The following is a 15,954-nucleotide window of genomic DNA, read 5'->3' on the forward strand; positions in this document are numbered from 1 at the left end:
GTAACGCAAAACGGCCGCTGTCAGTGATGACAAGCGGCCGTTTTTACTTCCGGGGTAGCCTTACTCGGCCTTTTCTTCCGGGGCATCCAGTGACTGGCGATAGCTGTCCAGCGCATCGCCAAAGTCGGTGATGAATTGCGGGTCGGTCAGCCAGGCCTGGGCGGCATCGCGGTCCATGCCATCAGCCCACATGCGGTAGTCGATCAGCATGTCGGCGGCCAGGTGCGTGGCGGCCATGGCTTCGTTGTCGGCGTTTTCCATGTCCAGCAGTTCTGGATGATCGCTGATGATCCCGGCGAGGTTCGACAGCAGGGTCAGCAGCATGTCGTTGCGGCTGATGGCTTCGGCGTCACGCATTTTGCTGAACATCGCCAGGGTGTATTCCGGGATCGGCTCACCGATGTCGCCCAGATCATCATCCAGCGTGGCGGGTTTTCTGCCGTGGATATTGATTTGCTTGGCTTTGATCTTTGCGCGTTTGGCGCGTTTCTGTTGTTTGTTCAGGGATGCCATGGGAACTCAGTTTGGTTTCTGTTGGGTTTGGGCCGCGATGGCGTCGGACGCCGCCACGTAGTCAGCCTGGAAGGCCGCAGACTCGATCCACGCCAAGGCGCCGGCTTCGTCTGTCTCGGTGGACCATTGGCGGTATTCGATCAGTGCCGCGAGGATGAAGTCCATTGCGCCTTCCTCGCCTTCCTGTTCGTACACCAGTTCCAGCAGCGGGTCTTCGAGGAAGGCTGCGCACATCGCTTGCTGACTGGTTTTTTCAGCGTCGATCATTTTCTTGAACAGTTCGGTCAGGTCCACCGATTCGAAGTCGATGCGATCGTCGTTCGGGTCCAGCTCGACCGGCGCGGCAGCCCGCTGGGTGCGGTTCTGCTTGGCCTTGGCTTTGGCGCGGGAGGCGCGTTTGTTCTGCTTGTTGGCGGAGGCCATGGGTGTCGTTCCGTAATTCATTGAGGGGGCGCATCCATCAACTGCGTGGCACTCGCCGCCCGGGTGTGTCGGGGGCCAGCTCGCCGGTTTGCAGCCAGGACAATGCAATGGGCCATAGTGTGGCTTGGTATGCGCTGCGAAAAAAGGCGAAATGTCCGACTTCTTCCTCGCCGATGTCTTCGGGGGCGATTCGCAGGTGGGTATTTGTGCTGCCAGTGAAGTAACCGAGCAGGCGTTCGATAGCCGCAATCGTGCCGTAAGGATCGTCGCTGAGGCTGATGGCCAGGTTTTGTGCGGTGACGCTCCCGAACGGCAACTGGCCGCTTTTGACGTGGATGACGCGACCGCTGGGGCGTTTCTCGTATCGGGCGGTGGGCATGCTCCAGTCGCGAACTACACCGGCCGGCGTGTCTTCGAGCCAACCCAGGCGCTTGCCGGGGAAGTAGCCGTAAAGCATCGTTATCAACGGCATTGCCACATGCCACTTGGCGAACATCCGCCAACGATGGGCGGGGGCATAGTCGCGCCAGTAAGCGAACTGCGCACCCACTGTCACCAGGCGTCGGATCACATGCCCCGAGGCACCCAGCCCTGCCGCACAGCCGCCGAAGCTGTGGCCGACGACATCGACGGGTTGCTGTGGAAATTCGCGTTGCGCTCTTTGCAACATTGCCTCGAAATCCAGCGCGCCCCAGTCGGACCAAGAAGCCTCAAGCCCCTTCAGCGACGCAGGGCGCGACTCGCCGATGCCGCGGTAGTCATAGGTGATCACGTCGAAGCCGTTGGCGAACAGGTAATCGGCAAAGCGCGAGTAGTGTCGGCAACGGACGGAGGTGGCAGCGTTGATGATCACTACCGGGCGGATTGGGTCTTGATTCGCATGCCGCCAGGTGAAGCCGCCAAGGATGAAACCGTCGGCGGCGGGTTCGTTGAACGGCTCTCCGGCGGCACTGGAGGGGCGTTTTCCGAATTGGAGCATTGGAAATTGCGTGAGCAGGATTTGTTGTCTCATTGGTGCTCCGTTGCTAACCGGGCCCATTCAGAGCGAGAAAGTTTGTCTAGAGTTTGTCTACGGTATTGCGTCAGTAAAACGCCTGAGAATCCAGCGGCCTTTGTGCAAACTGCCTGATTTTTCAATGCTTTGGTCACGTGTCGACATCGAGTGCAGCAAATTGCGAAATTTGTTCTGCTTTTGTTTTTCGTCTAAAGCATCCGATAGTTTATCTAGGATTAGCGCGACTAGCTCAAGGCGTGATGCTGAGCCATATTGCCTCAAATAATCGAGAATCAGATCTTTGTAGTAGCCATCATTGAAAGCTCGGTTGCGGATATAGTCGCTTTGGTTTCCCGTGCTGCGCGCCACTTGGGCGGCAGCGTAATAATTCGGTTTTCGCCCCTCGATAAGCCCTTGCTTGCGCAGCAAGGCCGCGGCATTTTCTGTGATGGGTTGTCTTTTCTGCACCCTGTCCAGCAGCATGACTGTGTTCAATGGCAGATCCTGATTTTCCAACAGTAGACGGGTGTAGTTTTCGTCGATCACGTTCCCGTAAATCTCCAGCACAACTTTGTTTTCCTTGGACTTGCTGTAGTCCGGCAGTGGGAAGTATCGGCTACGTTGGGACAGAGTCATGGTGGAAATGCCGAAACCCATGGTGTCGATCATGTTCAAGCCGACCATCGCTTGGGTGAGCCAAGGGTTACGGTAGCGGCTTGGCGTATGCTCGCCGCTGAAGTAATCCTCAGGTTCACCCTCATAGAAACCGCCAGCATTTTCGAATACCAATCTGTCGACGCGCTCGATGACGATGATGCGTGAGCGCAGTTGATAGTCCTGATGGGCAATGCAGTTGTGCAAGGCTTCCAGGATGACGCGAGTGTCATATTTGCTGACTTCGGTGGCCAGTAATTGGTTTTGTGGAAAAAGCTTGTAGTCAAGATTACGTATGCGATGCAGCACCTGAGTCGTCGTCAGTAAAAACGGTAGGCCAAAGTGTTCGTATGCCTGTTCTTCGCCTGCGAGTTTCCAGGTGATTTGTGCCAGGGTTGGCAGAAAATGACTGGCTTCTCGTTTGCCCACCAACAACAAAGCGGAGTGCGTGATGCATCCCTGAATAGTCAGCTTCGCCTTGTCCAGAAAAGTCGCCAGATCCCAGGTTTGAATGTCTTCAGCAAATGAAGCATTACGGTGTTTCTCCGCAAACTTCTGTCGTGCTACGTCGACCGCCTGTTCATCAAGGTCGGCGTGGGTCGCGCCTAATACCGTCTGAGCCGACCAATCCTGTATGTCGATAGGCTCATTCAAAATAGCCTCTAGCCGTTCCTGCCGCATCTCAATCAATACATCGTCCAACCGCTGCCAAGCTTTATCGTGCGCATAAACCGGCAGCCTCGGCCTATGCCTGGGAATATGAAACACCCAGACGGTCTTGCCGGTATCGCTGGTAGTGAAACTTTCGATGCAAAAACCTTCCGAGTTCAGATTGCAGCAACGCCCGAGCAAACGCTGGCGAATGTTTTCAGGTGTGTAGTCATGGAACTGCTGGACTCCGACAATGTGTAGCGAACAATCCTGGACGCCGATCACCAAATGACCTCCGGCCATATTTGCGATGGCGGATAGATAACTCGCAATATCTGCACCTTTGCGTCCGGACACGGCATGAGTAAGGTTCTTGAACTCCTTCCACTCGCAGGCAGTGTTTTCCTTGGGGTATTTGCCGCGTAGGTAGTTTTGAAGGGCCAACTCGTTCACCGGATTACCCTGCCACGCAACCGCTCCTCAAGCACCGCCCATTCCCGATCCAGTTCTGTGCGAAGCTCCTCCTCGCTCGGCAGCACCGGCCGGTAGGTACTGGCGAACAGTTGTTCGTTGCCTTGCAGCACTGAATAGCGCACCACCGACTCATCTTTTTGCGCGCAGAGAATGAGGCCGACGGTGGGGCCATCCTCCGGTCCGCGCTTGAGGTCGTCGTACATGCGCACGTACATGTCCATCTGGCCGACATCCTGGTGGGTCAGTACGCCGCGCTTGAGGTCGAAGATGACGAAGCACTTGAGCAGGTAGTTGTAGAACACCAGGTCGATGTAGAAGTCTTTGCTCTCGGTACTGATGCGTTGCTGACGGGCGATGAAGGCGAAGCCTTTGCCCAGTTCAAGCAGGAAGCCCTGGAGTTGATTGATCAAGGCTTGTTCAAGTTCGCTTTCCTGGATCAAGCCCGCATTGGGCAGGCCGAGAAACTCCAGTAGCACGGGGTCCCGGATGAATTCCCGAGGGCTGGCGTTCATTTGCTGGATGTTGGTGTCGGCTTCCTGTTTGACGGCAGCCCGGTCGCGGCTCGCCAGCAAGCGTTCGTAATAGAGGGTATTGATCTGGCGCTCGAGGGCGCGACTTGACCAGTTCTGCAGTGCAGATTCGTTCATGTACCAGTGGCGAGCATTGTCGTTGTCGACTCGCAGCAGTCTGCGGTAGTGGGTCCAGCTCAATTCGTGACGCAGTGCGTCACGAATTGGGAATGCTTGATAGAACAGGCGCATGTAGCGAAGGTTGGAAGCGTCAAAACCTTTCCCAAACTCCGCCGTCAGTACTTTCGCCAGCGTCGATAGCAGCTGCTTGCCATAAACCGCCCGCCGAGCGCCTTCCTGCTCGAACTCCACAATATGCCGTCCGATTTGCCAACAGGTTTGTACCTGAGCGGTATCGACCGCTCGCAGCACCTTCTGACGCGCTTCACGGATCAACTCGCCAAGATTGCCGAGCAGTGAAGTGATCTGTGAATCTTGAGTGTTACCGGGTTTGAGAGGGCTCATGACATTTTCCGCGGCTGAAGGAAACAGACGCAAGAGGATGGCAAGAGAGTGATAGTCCGCGATGCCGGGCGTTGCTGGTAAATCGGAAGGAAAGGCGAATTTGCATTGCAGGACCGGGCCGACGGAAGCCCATGCATGAGGAGCACATCACGTAGTCCGATTCGCAGTGAGCTCAAGTGCGAATCGATCTAAAACTTGAACATTCGGTAACAAATCTAAAAAGAGTAACGATTGGGTTCTGCGTAACCCGGGAGTCGCCATCATGAAGAACGTCCATTCATTCATGCTGCCCATCGCCGCCGTCGGCGTACTGATGTTTCCGGTCGTGCTTAACGCCGCCAGTCTTGAACCGATCGATCCTTCAGGCGTGCAAGTCCAGCAGCAACAGAAAAACGGGATTACCTACCTGTCCGGCGGGATTGGAGAGGATGAGGCTAAAGCCATTCAACAAACCCAGGGCTACAACCTGCACATGACCTTTTCTACCGGGCCTAAGGATGAATACGTTCCCGATGTGGATGTGGTCATTGAAAAAGCCGCAGGGCAACCCGTGCTGACGCTGAGTGAGGCTGGGCCGCTGGTTTACGTTCAGCTGCCTGCCGGCAAGTACACCGTTGTCGCGACACATAAGGGTGAGGTGCGGCGTGATACAGCGGATGTAGGCAGCGGTGCCGCTCGCAATCTGGTCTTCCACTGGGGTGGTGAAAACTAGCAAGGAGAGACGACTTGCGCGACGTCTGATCAAATCGCGGGCATAAAAAAACCCTGAATCTTGCGATTCAGGGTTTTCGGTATTTGGTGCCCAGAGACGGAATCGAACCGCCGACACGGGGATTTTCAATCCCCTGCTCTACCGACTGAGCTATCTGGGCAACGGGGCGCATTAAACTGGTTTTTCAGGGGGTCGTCAAGAAAGTTTTCAAAAAAATTTTAATTATTACCGTCGCTTACGATCCACCCCCCGAAAAAGCGGGGTTATTCAGCCGGCGGAACGTAGCCTTCGGCCTTGGCGTATTCCTCGCCGGAAAAGAACTTGTCCATCTCGCCCTGAAGATATTTGCGATCTTCGGCGTTCATCATGTTCAGGCGTTTTTCGTTGATCAGCAGGGTCTGGTGTTTCTGCCAGTCGGCCCAGGCCTTGGCGGAGACGTGGTCAAAAATGTCCTGGCCTTTTGCGCCTGGGAACGGGGCGCGCTCCAGGGCGGGCAATTCTTCTTTGTACTTGCGGCACATGATGGTGCGGGTCATGACGACTCTCCTGCGTTCAATACGACGGCCGCGCGTTCGAGCAAGGTTTTGACCGGGGCGGCAAGGCCCAGGCGCGGCGGGGTGGCGAGGTTATACCAGAGCCAGTCGGCCTCGGCCACGTGATGGCCGGCCTCCTGGACCTGAACCAGCCAGGGTTCGATGGATAACTGAAAGTGGCTGAAGGTGTGTACCAGGCTTGGCAGTGCCTGTTGGCTGCCCAGTTCCAGCGAGTGCTGCGAAGCCAGATGCTGAAGGTCGTCGAGGTCGTCGAGTTCCGGCAGGCTCCAGAGACCGCCCCACAGGCCCGTGGAAGGGCGACGATAAAGCAGAATCGCCCCTTCGCCGTTGGCGAGCATCGGCATCAGCGTGCGCTTCTGTGGCACGGTTTTGCGCGGCTTGGGGATCGGGTAGCGGGTTTCCAGGCCAAGCATGTGCGCCTCGCAGCCCTTTTCCAGCGGACAAAGCAGGCAGCTCGGTTTGCTGCGGGTGCAGAGCGTAGCGCCCAGATCCATCATCGCCTGGGTGTAGGCGTTGACCCGATCATGTGGCGTGAAGCGCTCAGCGTTGGCCCACAGCTGTTTGGCAACCTTGGGCTCGCCCGGATAACCCTCTTGCGCGGTAAAGCGCGCCAGCACCCGTTTGACGTTGCCATCGAGGATCGGCGCCCGCAGGCCCATGCTCAGGCTGGCAATCGCGCCGGCCGTGGACAGGCCGATACCCGGCAGGTCGGTGAGCTTTTCCACATCACGGGGAAACTCGCCGCCGTATTCGGCAACGACAATCTTCGCGGTCTTCTGCAAGTTGCGCGCGCGGGTGTAGTAACCGAGGCCGGTCCACAGGTGCAGCACTTCGTCTTCCGGCGCGGCGGCCAGGGCTTCGACCGTCGGCAGCGAGGCCATGAAACGGTCGAAGTAGTTCAGCACAGTGCTGACCTGGGTTTGCTGCAACATGATTTCCGAGACCCACACCCGGTAAGGGGTGATGCCCTGTTGCCAAGGCAAATCGTGGCGGCCGTGGCGGTCGTACCAATCCAGCACCGCCGTTGAAAATTGCTCGGCTCTCATCGCTTGAACAGCCCCTTGAGCGCGTTTTTCAGTTCCGGGCTGACTTTATCGCCAAGCTTCTCGTCGATTTTTTCGCTGATCCGCTCGCCGGCCAGTTTGCTCGCGACTTGTCCCATGCGTTCGTTGTCGACGCGGCAAGCCTTGGCACCCAGTTCCAGCGGGCCACGGCAGCGCAGCGGCCACTCGATGCCGACGTAGCGCTCGCCGACCTGGCAGGCCGGGTCCGGCATGTCGCTCTTGTCGCCTTCGACGATGACGCCGACGCGGTAATCCATGCCCAGCACCCGCAGGTCGATGTCGCCGTTACCGTTGACGGTCATGCCCGGGATGCGCACTTTCAGGTCAGGGTTACTGGCCACGCCGTTGTGGAAAGTCAGGTTGCCCTTGAGCTCTTCGAACGGTGTGTCCTTGCCCCGAGGCTCGCCCGTGAGGGTTTTGCGATTCAGGGTGGCGATGCCTTTGCACAGTTGCTGCTCAAGGTTGGCATTGAGCAGCACGCCGTTGTTGATGACGAAACTGGCATTGCCGTTGAGGTTATCGATCAGCACGCTCTGGCTATTGCCGCTGCTGGTCAGCGCGCTATCGAGTGAAACCAGGCCTTGGACCGGTGGATTTTTCCCCTGGCTTTCGAGGATTTTTTCTACAGGCACTTTGCTGATGCGCGTCTGCATGTTCAGCGCCGGCACTTGCTGGCGCACGTCCAGGGTTCCTTTGGCTTCGAAGTTGCCGTCGTACAGCTCGCCGCGCAGGTTCTCCAGCGTCAGCAGGCCGCCAAGGCCTGTGGCCTTGAGTGCCGCATTCTGAATCGGCAGTTTGTCGAGGGTCAGCTGGCCGAAGGTCAGGTCAGCGTCCACGTCGAGTTTGCTCAGGCGTTCCACCGGCAACAGGCGCTCGGTGCTCCATGGGCCTTTGGTCGGTGACGGTGGTAGCGGTGAGCTGCCCGCACCAGCCATGGCCTCGCTCTCGGTGTTGGCCACTTCGGCCTGACGCACCTGCTTCGCGCTGTCGGCTTCGGCGGACTTTGGCGGCAAGTAACGATCGACGTTGAAGGTGTCAGCCTTGAGGTTCAGTCGCAGCGATTGCTTGGCGAAGTCCTCGACAGCGATGCGGCCGCTGAAAGTGCTGTCGTCGAGTTTCAGGTTGAGGCTGTCGAGGGACAAACTGGTCGGCGTGCCGGCAACCTGGCTGGCCAGTTCGACTTTGCTCAGGCTGCCTTCGGCCATCGCCGGGAGTTTCTGGCCGATGCTGTCGACGAACTTCGCCAGATCGAACTGGGCAATCGACAGGCCGCCGCTGATTTGCGGGGTCTTGTCGAGGTCGTTGGCTTTCAGTTCACCCAAGGCGCGCAGCTGATTGGCGGAGATCTTGATGCCGGTCCATTCGGCGACGTTGGCGGCCTTGTCCAGCAGCAGCTGACCTTGAGCGGCGAAGGTCATGGTCTTACCTTGCAGCGGATCGCCTGCGACTTCACCGGAGAGTTTCATGTCTTCGAATTTGTAGCGCTGCAGCGCACGCTCGAAACGCAACTCGCCGGCTAGCTCGGTCCGCACCCGCAGAACCGGTTGGTTGGTGCCGAGGAATGCGGTGAGTTTGACCGGGATGTTGGTCGAGTCGTGCACGGGGCCGGTGCTCAGCTGGATGCTTTCGGCGCTGAACTGCTTGCCGGTTTTCTCATCGCTGTATTCAACGCGGGCGTTGTTGACGGTCAGGCTATCGATGTCCAGGCGGATCGGCTGGGCCGGTTTTTCTGCTTGAGCGGTAGTCGTTGGGGCGGGTTCGCCTGTGGCGGCGGGCGGCGTGGCCGAGGTACTCGGGGTGGCAGGCGCCGGGACCTTGCCGATGTCTTCCCAGTTGCCGTGGCCGTCCTTGTCGCGGTTCAGGCGCAGGTTCAAGCCTTCGACGCGCACATCGCTCATCTGCACTTCGCGGCGCAGCAGCGGAATCACGCGGACCGACAGGCCGAGCATCTGCAAGTCTGCGAACGGTTCGGTAGGCTTGGCCAGGGTCGCAACACTGGCTTCGTGCAATTCCAGGCCCAGCCAGGGAAACAGGCTCCAGCCGATATCGCCATTGAGCGTCAGCTCGATGTGGGCCTTGTCGCGGGCAATCTGGCGAATCTCGTCTTTATAGTCGTTGGGATCGAAGAGGTGGGTCAGGGCAAAGCCCAGCGCCACAATGATCAGCAACAGCCCGAGAAGTACCAGACCCAGGATTTTGCCGAACGCTTTCATGGGCGAGTCCTTGTATTAGTCGAATTCGAAATTTAGCCGGGGAGTATAGCGCTCCGAAGTGGCTGACCGGTCAGCGATCACATCGGGAGCTCATCCAGCGGCACCTTCAGCTTAGCCGCCAGCGCTTGAGCTTCGAGGTGCCCGGCAGGCGCCAACAGCCGCAATGTCGCGCCCGATTGCGACGCCATTTTTTGCGCTTCGTTCACCAGACGCTCGGCAACGCCACGGCGACGGGTGATTTTTCGTACGCATAAATGGGACAAATGCCAGACGTCGTGGTGCTGTTGCAAACGTGCCGCCCCCAACAGCCGATCGTTGAAGCGTCCGCCGATCAGCGAACCGTCTTGCAGGCAGTCTTCGATCAGCTGCGTCTCCCCTGTGAATGGCGCAAACAGCCAGTCCGGGGCGTCGCGGTAGATCTTCTGCAGATCTTGCTGATCCTGACAAGAGGCTTGGTTCAGTGGCTCGACAACGATCGGCATGGCGCTTCCTTTGAAAAGTTAATCCGGACCCGGACACATGTTCGTCCAGTGGTACGAGATCAGATGACATACAAAAGGTGATATCAGTTTGGTTTTTCTGTCACGTGCAAATGGTAACCTCTGCCCGTTCGTCCGTCCCTTCTGCGGCGTGATGTCGCACCAAAATGGAGCTTCACCTAAAAAACAGTCATGCCTGCGTGCATTAAGGCTGGGGGTGAAGAACGGCTGGCGAACAATACTAATAATTGGGGGAAACACCATGACTACGAGCATCACGGCGGACGGCATCAAAGCCGACCAGCCCGCGTTCCTGTCCAAGGAACGCATCATCGCCAAGCCCGGTTTTAACCGTTGGCTGGTACCACCGGCCGCTCTGGCCATCCACCTGTGCATCGGCATGGCCTACGGCTTTTCGGTGTTCTGGTTGCCGTTGTCCAAAGCCCTGGGTGTCACCAAGGCCGTGACTTGCGCGCCGGACATGAGTTTCATCACTCAGGTCTTTTCGTCTCAATGCGACTGGCCGATCTCGATGCTCGGCTGGATCTACACCCTGTTCTTCATCTTCCTTGGCTGCTCGGCAGCAATCTGGGGCGGCTGGCTGGAACACGCCGGTCCTCGCAAGGCTGGTGTCGTGTCGGCACTGTGCTGGTGTGGTGGTCTGCTGATTTCGGCGCTGGGGGTCTATACCCACCAGATCTGGCTGATGTGGATCGGCTCCGGGGTCATTGGCGGTATTGGCCTGGGCCTGGGTTACATCTCGCCGGTCTCGACCCTGATCAAGTGGTTCCCGGACAAACGCGGCATGGCCACAGGCATGGCGATCATGGGCTTCGGTGGCGGCGCGATGGTTGGTGCTCCACTGGCTGCAGCGCTGATGGGGCACTTCGCTTCGCCAACCAGCGTGGGCGTGTGGCAGAGCTTCCTGGTAATGGCCGCGATCTACTTCGTGTTCATGATCGGTGGCGCGCTGTCCTACCGCGTTCCGCCAACCGGCTGGAAGCCTGAAGGCTGGACTGCTCCGGCGAAAAAAGCCTCGAACGCGATGATCACTCACCGTCACGTGCACGTGAATGTGGCGTGGAAGACCCCGCAATTCCGTCTGGTGTGGCTGGTACTGTGCCTGAACGTTTCGGCGGGTATCGGTATCCTCGGCATGGCTTCGCCGCTGTTGCAGGAAGTCTTCGCCGGTAAATTGCTCGGCACCGACCAGACGTTTGGTCAGCTGGACGCCGGGCAACTGGCCTCGATCGCAGCAATTGCGGCCGGTTTCACCGGTTTGCTGAGCCTGTTCAACATCGGTGGCAGGTTCTTCTGGGCTTCGTTCTCGGACTACCTGGGTCGCAAAAACACTTATTTCGTGTTCTTCGCCCTCGGTTTCGCGCTGTACGCGCTGATCCCGAACCTCGGTCACCTGGGCAGCGTTGCGCTGTTCGTGGCGGCGTTCTGCATCATCCTGTCGATGTACGGCGGTGGTTTTGCGACGGTGCCGGCTTACCTGGCTGACTTGTTCGGTACGCAAATGGTCGGTGCGATCCATGGTCGTTTGCTGACGGCGTGGGCGGCGGCGGGCGTATTGGGTCCGGTGTTGGTGAACTACCTGCGTGAATATCAGCTGAGCATCGGCGTTGAACGTGCTGCGGCTTACGACATCACCCTGTACATCCTCGCGGGCCTGCTGGTGCTGGGTTTCCTGTGCAACCTGATGGTTCGCCCGGTGGCCGACAAGTACTTCATGACTGACGCTGAACTGGCGGCCGAACAGGCGCTGGGCCACGACAAAGGTGCTGACGCCAGCACCGTGCTGGAGTGGAAAGCGGATGCGGGCACCAAGCCATTGGCGGTGGCTGCGTGGCTGGTGGTGGGTATTCCGTTGGCGTGGGGTGTTTGGGTGACCCTGCAGAAAACGGCGGTTCTCTTCCACTAAGTAAGCGCATCACCCCTGTGGGAGCGAGCCTGCTCGCGATAGCGGCCTGACAGTCGACAGAGATGTTGAATGTGGAGGCCTCATCGCGAGCAGGCTCGCTCCCACATTTGTTTCGCGTTTTTGCAATGAAACCGCTTGTACTGACATGTCTATCCCCGACGGCAGGGGACTCACTCCGTCAGTGATATCACCTCTCGTGTTTCTGTTTAGCGCCCGCGACCCTATAATGGCTGCCTTTTTCGCCCCAATGATTTTTTGCGGAGCTGGTGATGGCCGAACGTATGGCGTCTGTCGAGCGCGACACTCTGGAAACCCAGATCAAAGCCTCGATCAACCTGGATGGCACCGGAAAGGCCCGATTTGATATCGGTGTACCTTTTCTTGAGCACATGCTGGACCAGATCGCCCGTCACGGGCTGATCGACCTGGATATTGTCAGCAAGGGCGACCTGCATATCGACGACCACCACACGGTGGAAGACGTCGGTATCACCCTGGGTCAGGCCTTTGCCAAAGCCATCGGCGACAAGAAGGGCATCCGTCGCTATGGCCACGCCTACGTGCCGCTCGATGAAGCGCTGTCGCGCGTGGTGATCGACTTCTCCGGCCGTCCTGGCCTGCAGATGCATGTTCCTTATACCCGCGCTACCGTCGGCGGCTTTGACGTTGACCTGTTCCAGGAATTCTTCCAGGGCTTCGTCAACCACGCCCTCGTCAGCCTGCACATCGACAACCTGCGTGGCACCAACACCCACCACCAGATCGAAACCGTGTTCAAGGCTTTCGGCCGCGCGCTGCGCATGGCTGTGGAGCTGGATGACCGCATGGCCGGGCAAATGCCTTCGACCAAAGGCGTTCTGTAATGCAGACGGTCGCGGTTATCGATTACGGCATGGGCAACCTGCACTCGGTGGCCAAGGCCCTCGAGCACGTCGGTGCCGGCAAGGTGCTGATCACCAGCGATGCCGATGTGATTCGCGAAGCCGACCGGGTGGTTTTTCCCGGCGTTGGTGCGATTCGCGATTGCATGGCGGAGATCCGTCGCCTGGGCTTCGACTCGCTGGTGCGTGAAGTCAGCCAGGACCGTCCGTTCCTTGGCATCTGCGTCGGCATGCAAGCCTTGCTCGACAGCAGTGAAGAGAACGACGGCGTCGACTGCATCGGTCTGTTTCCGGGCGCGGTGAAGTTCTTCGGCAAAGACCTGCACGAAGACGGCGAACACTTGAAAGTGCCGCACATGGGCTGGAACGAAGTGAAGCAGACGGTAGAACACCCGCTGTGGCACAACATTCCGGACCTGGCGCGTTTCTACTTCGTGCACAGCTACTACATCGCTGCCGGCAATGCGCGGCAGGTGGTGGGTAGCGGTCACTACGGGGTCGATTTCGCCGCGGCGCTGGCCGATGGCTCGCGTTTCGCCGTGCAGTTCCACCCGGAGAAGAGCCACACCCATGGCCTGCAATTGCTGCAGAACTTCGCTGCGTGGGATGGTCGCTGGTAAATGGCCGTCAAGAAGAAGCCGCCGATCCTGACCCTCACTCCCGAGCAAGAGAGCGAGGCCAATCACAAGATCAAACGCTTCATGGAAGACCGCTTCGAGCTGGACCTGGGTTCGTTCGAGGCGGCTGAAATCCTTGAGCTGTTTACCCGCGAAATTGCTCCGCACTATTACAACAGGGCGATTTTCGATGTGCAGACGCACCTCAAAGAGAGGTTCGAAAGCATCGAAAGCGACCTGTGGGCGCTCGAGAAAAACTGATTTCCGAGCGAAGCTGAATACTCGAATTTGAAGGTTTGCCAGATGCTGATTATTCCCGCTATCGATCTCAAAGACGGTGCCTGTGTTCGTCTGCGCCAGGGCCGCATGGAAGATTCCACGGTGTTCTCCGATGACCCGGTGAGCATGGCTGCCAAGTGGGTGGAAGGCGGTTGCCGCCGTCTGCATCTGGTTGACCTGAACGGTGCCTTCGAAGGCCAGCCGGTCAACGGCGAGGTGGTCACCGCCATCGCCAAGCGCTACCCGAACCTGCCGATTCAGATCGGCGGCGGTATCCGCTCCCTGGAAACCATCGAACACTATGTGAAAGCGGGCGTGAGCTACGTGATCATCGGCACCAAGGCTGTGAAAGATCCGGCTTTCGTTGCTGAAGCCTGCCGCGCGTTCCCGGGCAAAGTGATCGTTGGACTGGATGCCAAAGACGGTTTTGTCGCCACTGACGGTTGGGCTGAAATCAGCACCATTCAGGTGATCGACCTGGCCAAGCAATTCGAAGCCGACGGCGTGTCCGCGATCGTTTATACCGACATCGCCAAAGACGGCATGATGCAGGGTTGCAACGTTTCGTACACCGCCGCCCTGGCCGCTGCGACGAAGATTCCGGTGATCGCTTCCGGCGGTATCCACAATCTGGGTGACATCAAGTCGCTGCTCGACGCCAAGGCGCCAGGCATCATCGGCGCCATCACCGGCCGGGCGATCTACGAAGGCACCCTCGACGTCGCCGAAGCGCAAGCTTTCTGCGATTCGTATAAAGGCTGAGGACTGACCATGGCGCTGGCCAAACGCATCATCCCTTGCCTGGACGTGGATAACGGCCGGGTGGTCAAGGGCGTCAAGTTCGAGAACATTCGCGACGCCGGCGACCCGGTGGAAATCGCCCGTCGCTACGACGAGCAAGGTGCCGACGAGATTACCTTTCTCGACATCACCGCCAGCGTCGACGGTCGCGACACCACGCTGCATACCGTCGAACGCATGGCCAGCCAGGTGTTCATCCCGCTGACCGTGGGTGGCGGCGTGCGTACCGTGCAGGACATTCGCAACTTGCTCAATGCCGGCGCGGACAAGGTTTCGATCAACACCGCTGCGGTGTTCAACCCGGAATTCGTCGGCGAAGCGGCTCAGCATTTCGGCTCGCAATGCATTGTCGTCGCCATCGACGCGAAGAAAGTTTCCGGTCCGGGTGAAACCCCGCGCTGGGAAATCTTCACTCACGGTGGTCGCAAACCAACCGGTCTCGACGCCGTTGAGTGGGCGAAGAAGATGGAAGGCCTCGGTGCCGGTGAAATCCTGCTGACCAGCATGGACCAGGACGGCATGAAAAACGGCTTCGACCTGGGCGTCACCCGCGCCATCAGCGATGCGCTGGGGATTCCGGTGATCGCGTCCGGCGGTGTCGGCAACCTGCAGCACTTGGCCGACGGCATCCTCGAAGGCCACGCCAGCGCGGTGCTGGCGGCGAGTATTTTCCACTTCGGCGAATACACCGTGCAGGAAGCCAAGGCCTACATGGCGCATCGCGGCATCGTGATGCGTTAAACAGTACAGGCCAGTGGACAGTATGGCGGGCTCAAGGCACTCTTGGGCACGCCATGGATTCCGGTAGTCCGACATGCTTAAACGTCTTCTTCTTGTCCTCGCCAGCGCTTCTCTGTTGTTCATCAACGGAGTTCACGCCGAAGAAAATACCGGCACCGGTCTGGTGTTGCTGACGGAAAACTTCCCGCCGTACAACATGGCGAAGAATGGCAAGAATTTCGCTCAGGACGAAAACATCAACGGCATTGCCGTGGACATTGTCCGTGAGATGTTCAAACGCGCCGACATTACTTACAGCCTGACGCTGCGTTTCCCTTGGGAGCGAATCTACAAACTCGCCCTGGAAAAACCTGGCTATGGCGTGTTCGTGATGGCCCGGTTGCCGGACCGCGAGAAACTCTTCAAGTGGGTCGGCCCTATCGGCCCGGACGACTGGATCATGCTGGCCAAGGCCGATAGCAAGATCACCCTTGAGTCGCTGGAGCAGGCACGCAAATACAAGATTGGCGCCTACAAGGGCGATGCGATTGCCGAGACGCTGGCCAAGCAAGGACTGAAACCGATCGTTGTGCTGCGCGATCAAGACAACGCGAAGAAGTTGGTTAACGGCCAGATCGATCTGTGGGCCACCGGTGATCCGGCCGGGCGTTACCTCGCCCGACAGGATGGCGTGACCGGCCTCAAGACCGTGCTGCGCTTCAACAGTGCCGAGCTGTACCTGGCACTGAACAAAGATGTGCCGGACGAAACCGTCGCCAAGCTGCAAGCCGCACTGGATCAACTGCGCAAGGAGGGCGTGGTGGACGAGATCATGTCGCGGTATCTCTAAAAACCTTGTGCCATACACATCCCAATGTGGGAGCGAGCCTGCTCGCGATGAGGGAGTGTCAGTCGACATCATTGTTGTCTGACATACCGCGATCGCGAGCAGGCTCGCTCCCAC

At 58.5% G+C, this 15,954-nt stretch carries 17 protein-coding genes and 1 tRNA gene; 8 read left to right on the forward strand and 10 right to left on the reverse strand.

The genetic code is table 11. The features are described 5' to 3' along the window. Positions 1-60: 60 nt before the first annotated feature. From PMI30_RS28095 to PMI30_RS28075, 5 genes are all read right to left on the reverse strand, one after another. A complete protein-coding gene (locus PMI30_RS28095) occupies positions 61-513 on the reverse strand; it encodes a hypothetical protein (RefSeq protein ID WP_008005297.1) in 453 nt (150 codons plus the stop codon). Between the two features lie 6 nt (positions 514-519). Then, entirely contained in the window at positions 520-936 is a 417-nt protein-coding gene (locus tag PMI30_RS28090; protein WP_008005298.1) for a hypothetical protein, read from the reverse strand. A gap of 37 nt (positions 937-973) precedes the next feature. Continuing rightward, the gene (locus PMI30_RS28085; protein WP_032834695.1) at positions 974-1,915 is read right to left on the reverse strand and encodes an alpha/beta hydrolase family protein; all 942 of its coding nucleotides are present in this window, start codon (positions 1,913-1,915) and stop codon (positions 974-976) included. Between the two features lie 90 nt (positions 1,916-2,005). Continuing rightward, a complete protein-coding gene (locus PMI30_RS28080; protein WP_008005303.1) occupies positions 2,006-3,688 on the reverse strand; it encodes an ATP-binding protein in 1,683 nt (560 codons plus the stop codon). Further along, positions 3,685-4,743, reverse strand: a complete 1,059-nt coding sequence (locus tag PMI30_RS28075; RefSeq protein WP_008005305.1) for a PDDEXK nuclease domain-containing protein — start codon at positions 4,741-4,743, stop codon at positions 3,685-3,687. The genes PMI30_RS28080 and PMI30_RS28075 overlap by 4 nt, the downstream gene beginning before the upstream one ends. Before the next feature lie 262 nt (positions 4,744-5,005). Between PMI30_RS28075 and PMI30_RS28070 the strand changes: the two genes are divergently transcribed. Beyond that, on the forward strand, positions 5,006-5,455 hold the full coding sequence (locus tag PMI30_RS28070) for a hypothetical protein (RefSeq protein ID WP_008005307.1): 450 nt from the start codon (positions 5,006-5,008) through the stop codon (positions 5,453-5,455). An 84-nt stretch (positions 5,456-5,539) separates the two neighbouring features. Here the strand turns inward: PMI30_RS28070 and PMI30_RS28065 are convergent. From PMI30_RS28065 to PMI30_RS28045, 5 genes are all read right to left on the reverse strand, one after another. Then, a tRNA-Phe gene (locus PMI30_RS28065) sits at positions 5,540-5,615 on the reverse strand. Positions 5,616-5,718: 103 nt separating this feature from the next. After that, the gene (locus tag PMI30_RS28060; protein WP_007897448.1) at positions 5,719-5,991 is read right to left on the reverse strand and encodes an oxidative damage protection protein; all 273 of its coding nucleotides are present in this window, start codon (positions 5,989-5,991) and stop codon (positions 5,719-5,721) included. Continuing rightward, complete coding sequence (gene mutY, locus PMI30_RS28055) at positions 5,988-7,055, reverse strand: A/G-specific adenine glycosylase (protein ID WP_008005309.1); 1,068 nt, start codon at positions 7,053-7,055, stop codon at positions 5,988-5,990. Before mutY ends, PMI30_RS28060 begins: the two co-directional genes overlap by 4 nt. After that, positions 7,052-9,286, reverse strand: coding sequence for an AsmA family protein (locus tag PMI30_RS28050; RefSeq protein ID WP_008005311.1), 2,235 nt, complete (start codon positions 9,284-9,286; stop codon positions 7,052-7,054). The genes mutY and PMI30_RS28050 overlap by 4 nt, the downstream gene beginning before the upstream one ends. A gap of 77 nt (positions 9,287-9,363) precedes the next feature. Continuing rightward, positions 9,364-9,768 (reverse strand): acetyl-CoA sensor PanZ family protein, encoded by a 405-nt coding sequence (locus PMI30_RS28045; protein WP_008005313.1) that lies wholly within the window; start codon positions 9,766-9,768, stop codon positions 9,364-9,366. Between the two features lie 259 nt (positions 9,769-10,027). Between PMI30_RS28045 and PMI30_RS28040 the strand changes: the two genes are divergently transcribed. The 7 genes from PMI30_RS28040 to PMI30_RS28010 all read left to right on the forward strand — a co-directional run bounded on the left by PMI30_RS28040 (position 10,028) and on the right by PMI30_RS28010 (position 15,840). Further along, positions 10,028-11,692: an OFA family MFS transporter gene (locus tag PMI30_RS28040; RefSeq protein ID WP_008005315.1), complete on the forward strand. Its 1,665-nt coding sequence runs from the start codon at positions 10,028-10,030 to the stop codon at positions 11,690-11,692. 269 nt (positions 11,693-11,961) lie between these two features. Beyond that, on the forward strand, positions 11,962-12,555 hold the full coding sequence (hisB, locus tag PMI30_RS28035; protein ID WP_007897437.1) for an imidazoleglycerol-phosphate dehydratase HisB: 594 nt from the start codon (positions 11,962-11,964) through the stop codon (positions 12,553-12,555). Next, positions 12,555-13,193, forward strand: coding sequence for an imidazole glycerol phosphate synthase subunit HisH (gene hisH, locus PMI30_RS28030; protein ID WP_007897436.1), 639 nt, complete (start codon positions 12,555-12,557; stop codon positions 13,191-13,193). Before hisB ends, hisH begins: the two co-directional genes overlap by 1 nt. Further along, a complete protein-coding gene (locus PMI30_RS28025) occupies positions 13,194-13,451 on the forward strand; it encodes a DUF2164 domain-containing protein (RefSeq protein ID WP_008005317.1) in 258 nt (85 codons plus the stop codon). 42 nt (positions 13,452-13,493) lie between these two features. Next, positions 13,494-14,231, forward strand: a complete 738-nt coding sequence (gene hisA, locus PMI30_RS28020; protein ID WP_007897434.1) for a 1-(5-phosphoribosyl)-5-[(5-phosphoribosylamino)methylideneamino]imidazole-4-carboxamide isomerase — start codon at positions 13,494-13,496, stop codon at positions 14,229-14,231. A 9-nt stretch (positions 14,232-14,240) separates the two neighbouring features. Continuing rightward, the gene (gene hisF, locus PMI30_RS28015) at positions 14,241-15,011 is read left to right on the forward strand and encodes an imidazole glycerol phosphate synthase subunit HisF (protein WP_007897430.1); all 771 of its coding nucleotides are present in this window, start codon (positions 14,241-14,243) and stop codon (positions 15,009-15,011) included. 73 nt (positions 15,012-15,084) lie between these two features. Beyond that, positions 15,085-15,840, forward strand: a complete 756-nt coding sequence (locus PMI30_RS28010; RefSeq protein ID WP_008005319.1) for a substrate-binding periplasmic protein — start codon at positions 15,085-15,087, stop codon at positions 15,838-15,840. Positions 15,841-15,954: the final 114 nt, after the last annotated feature.

The sequence above is a fragment of the Pseudomonas sp. GM50 genome, assembly GCF_000282375.1.
Classification (GTDB): domain Bacteria; phylum Pseudomonadota; class Gammaproteobacteria; order Pseudomonadales; family Pseudomonadaceae; genus Aquipseudomonas.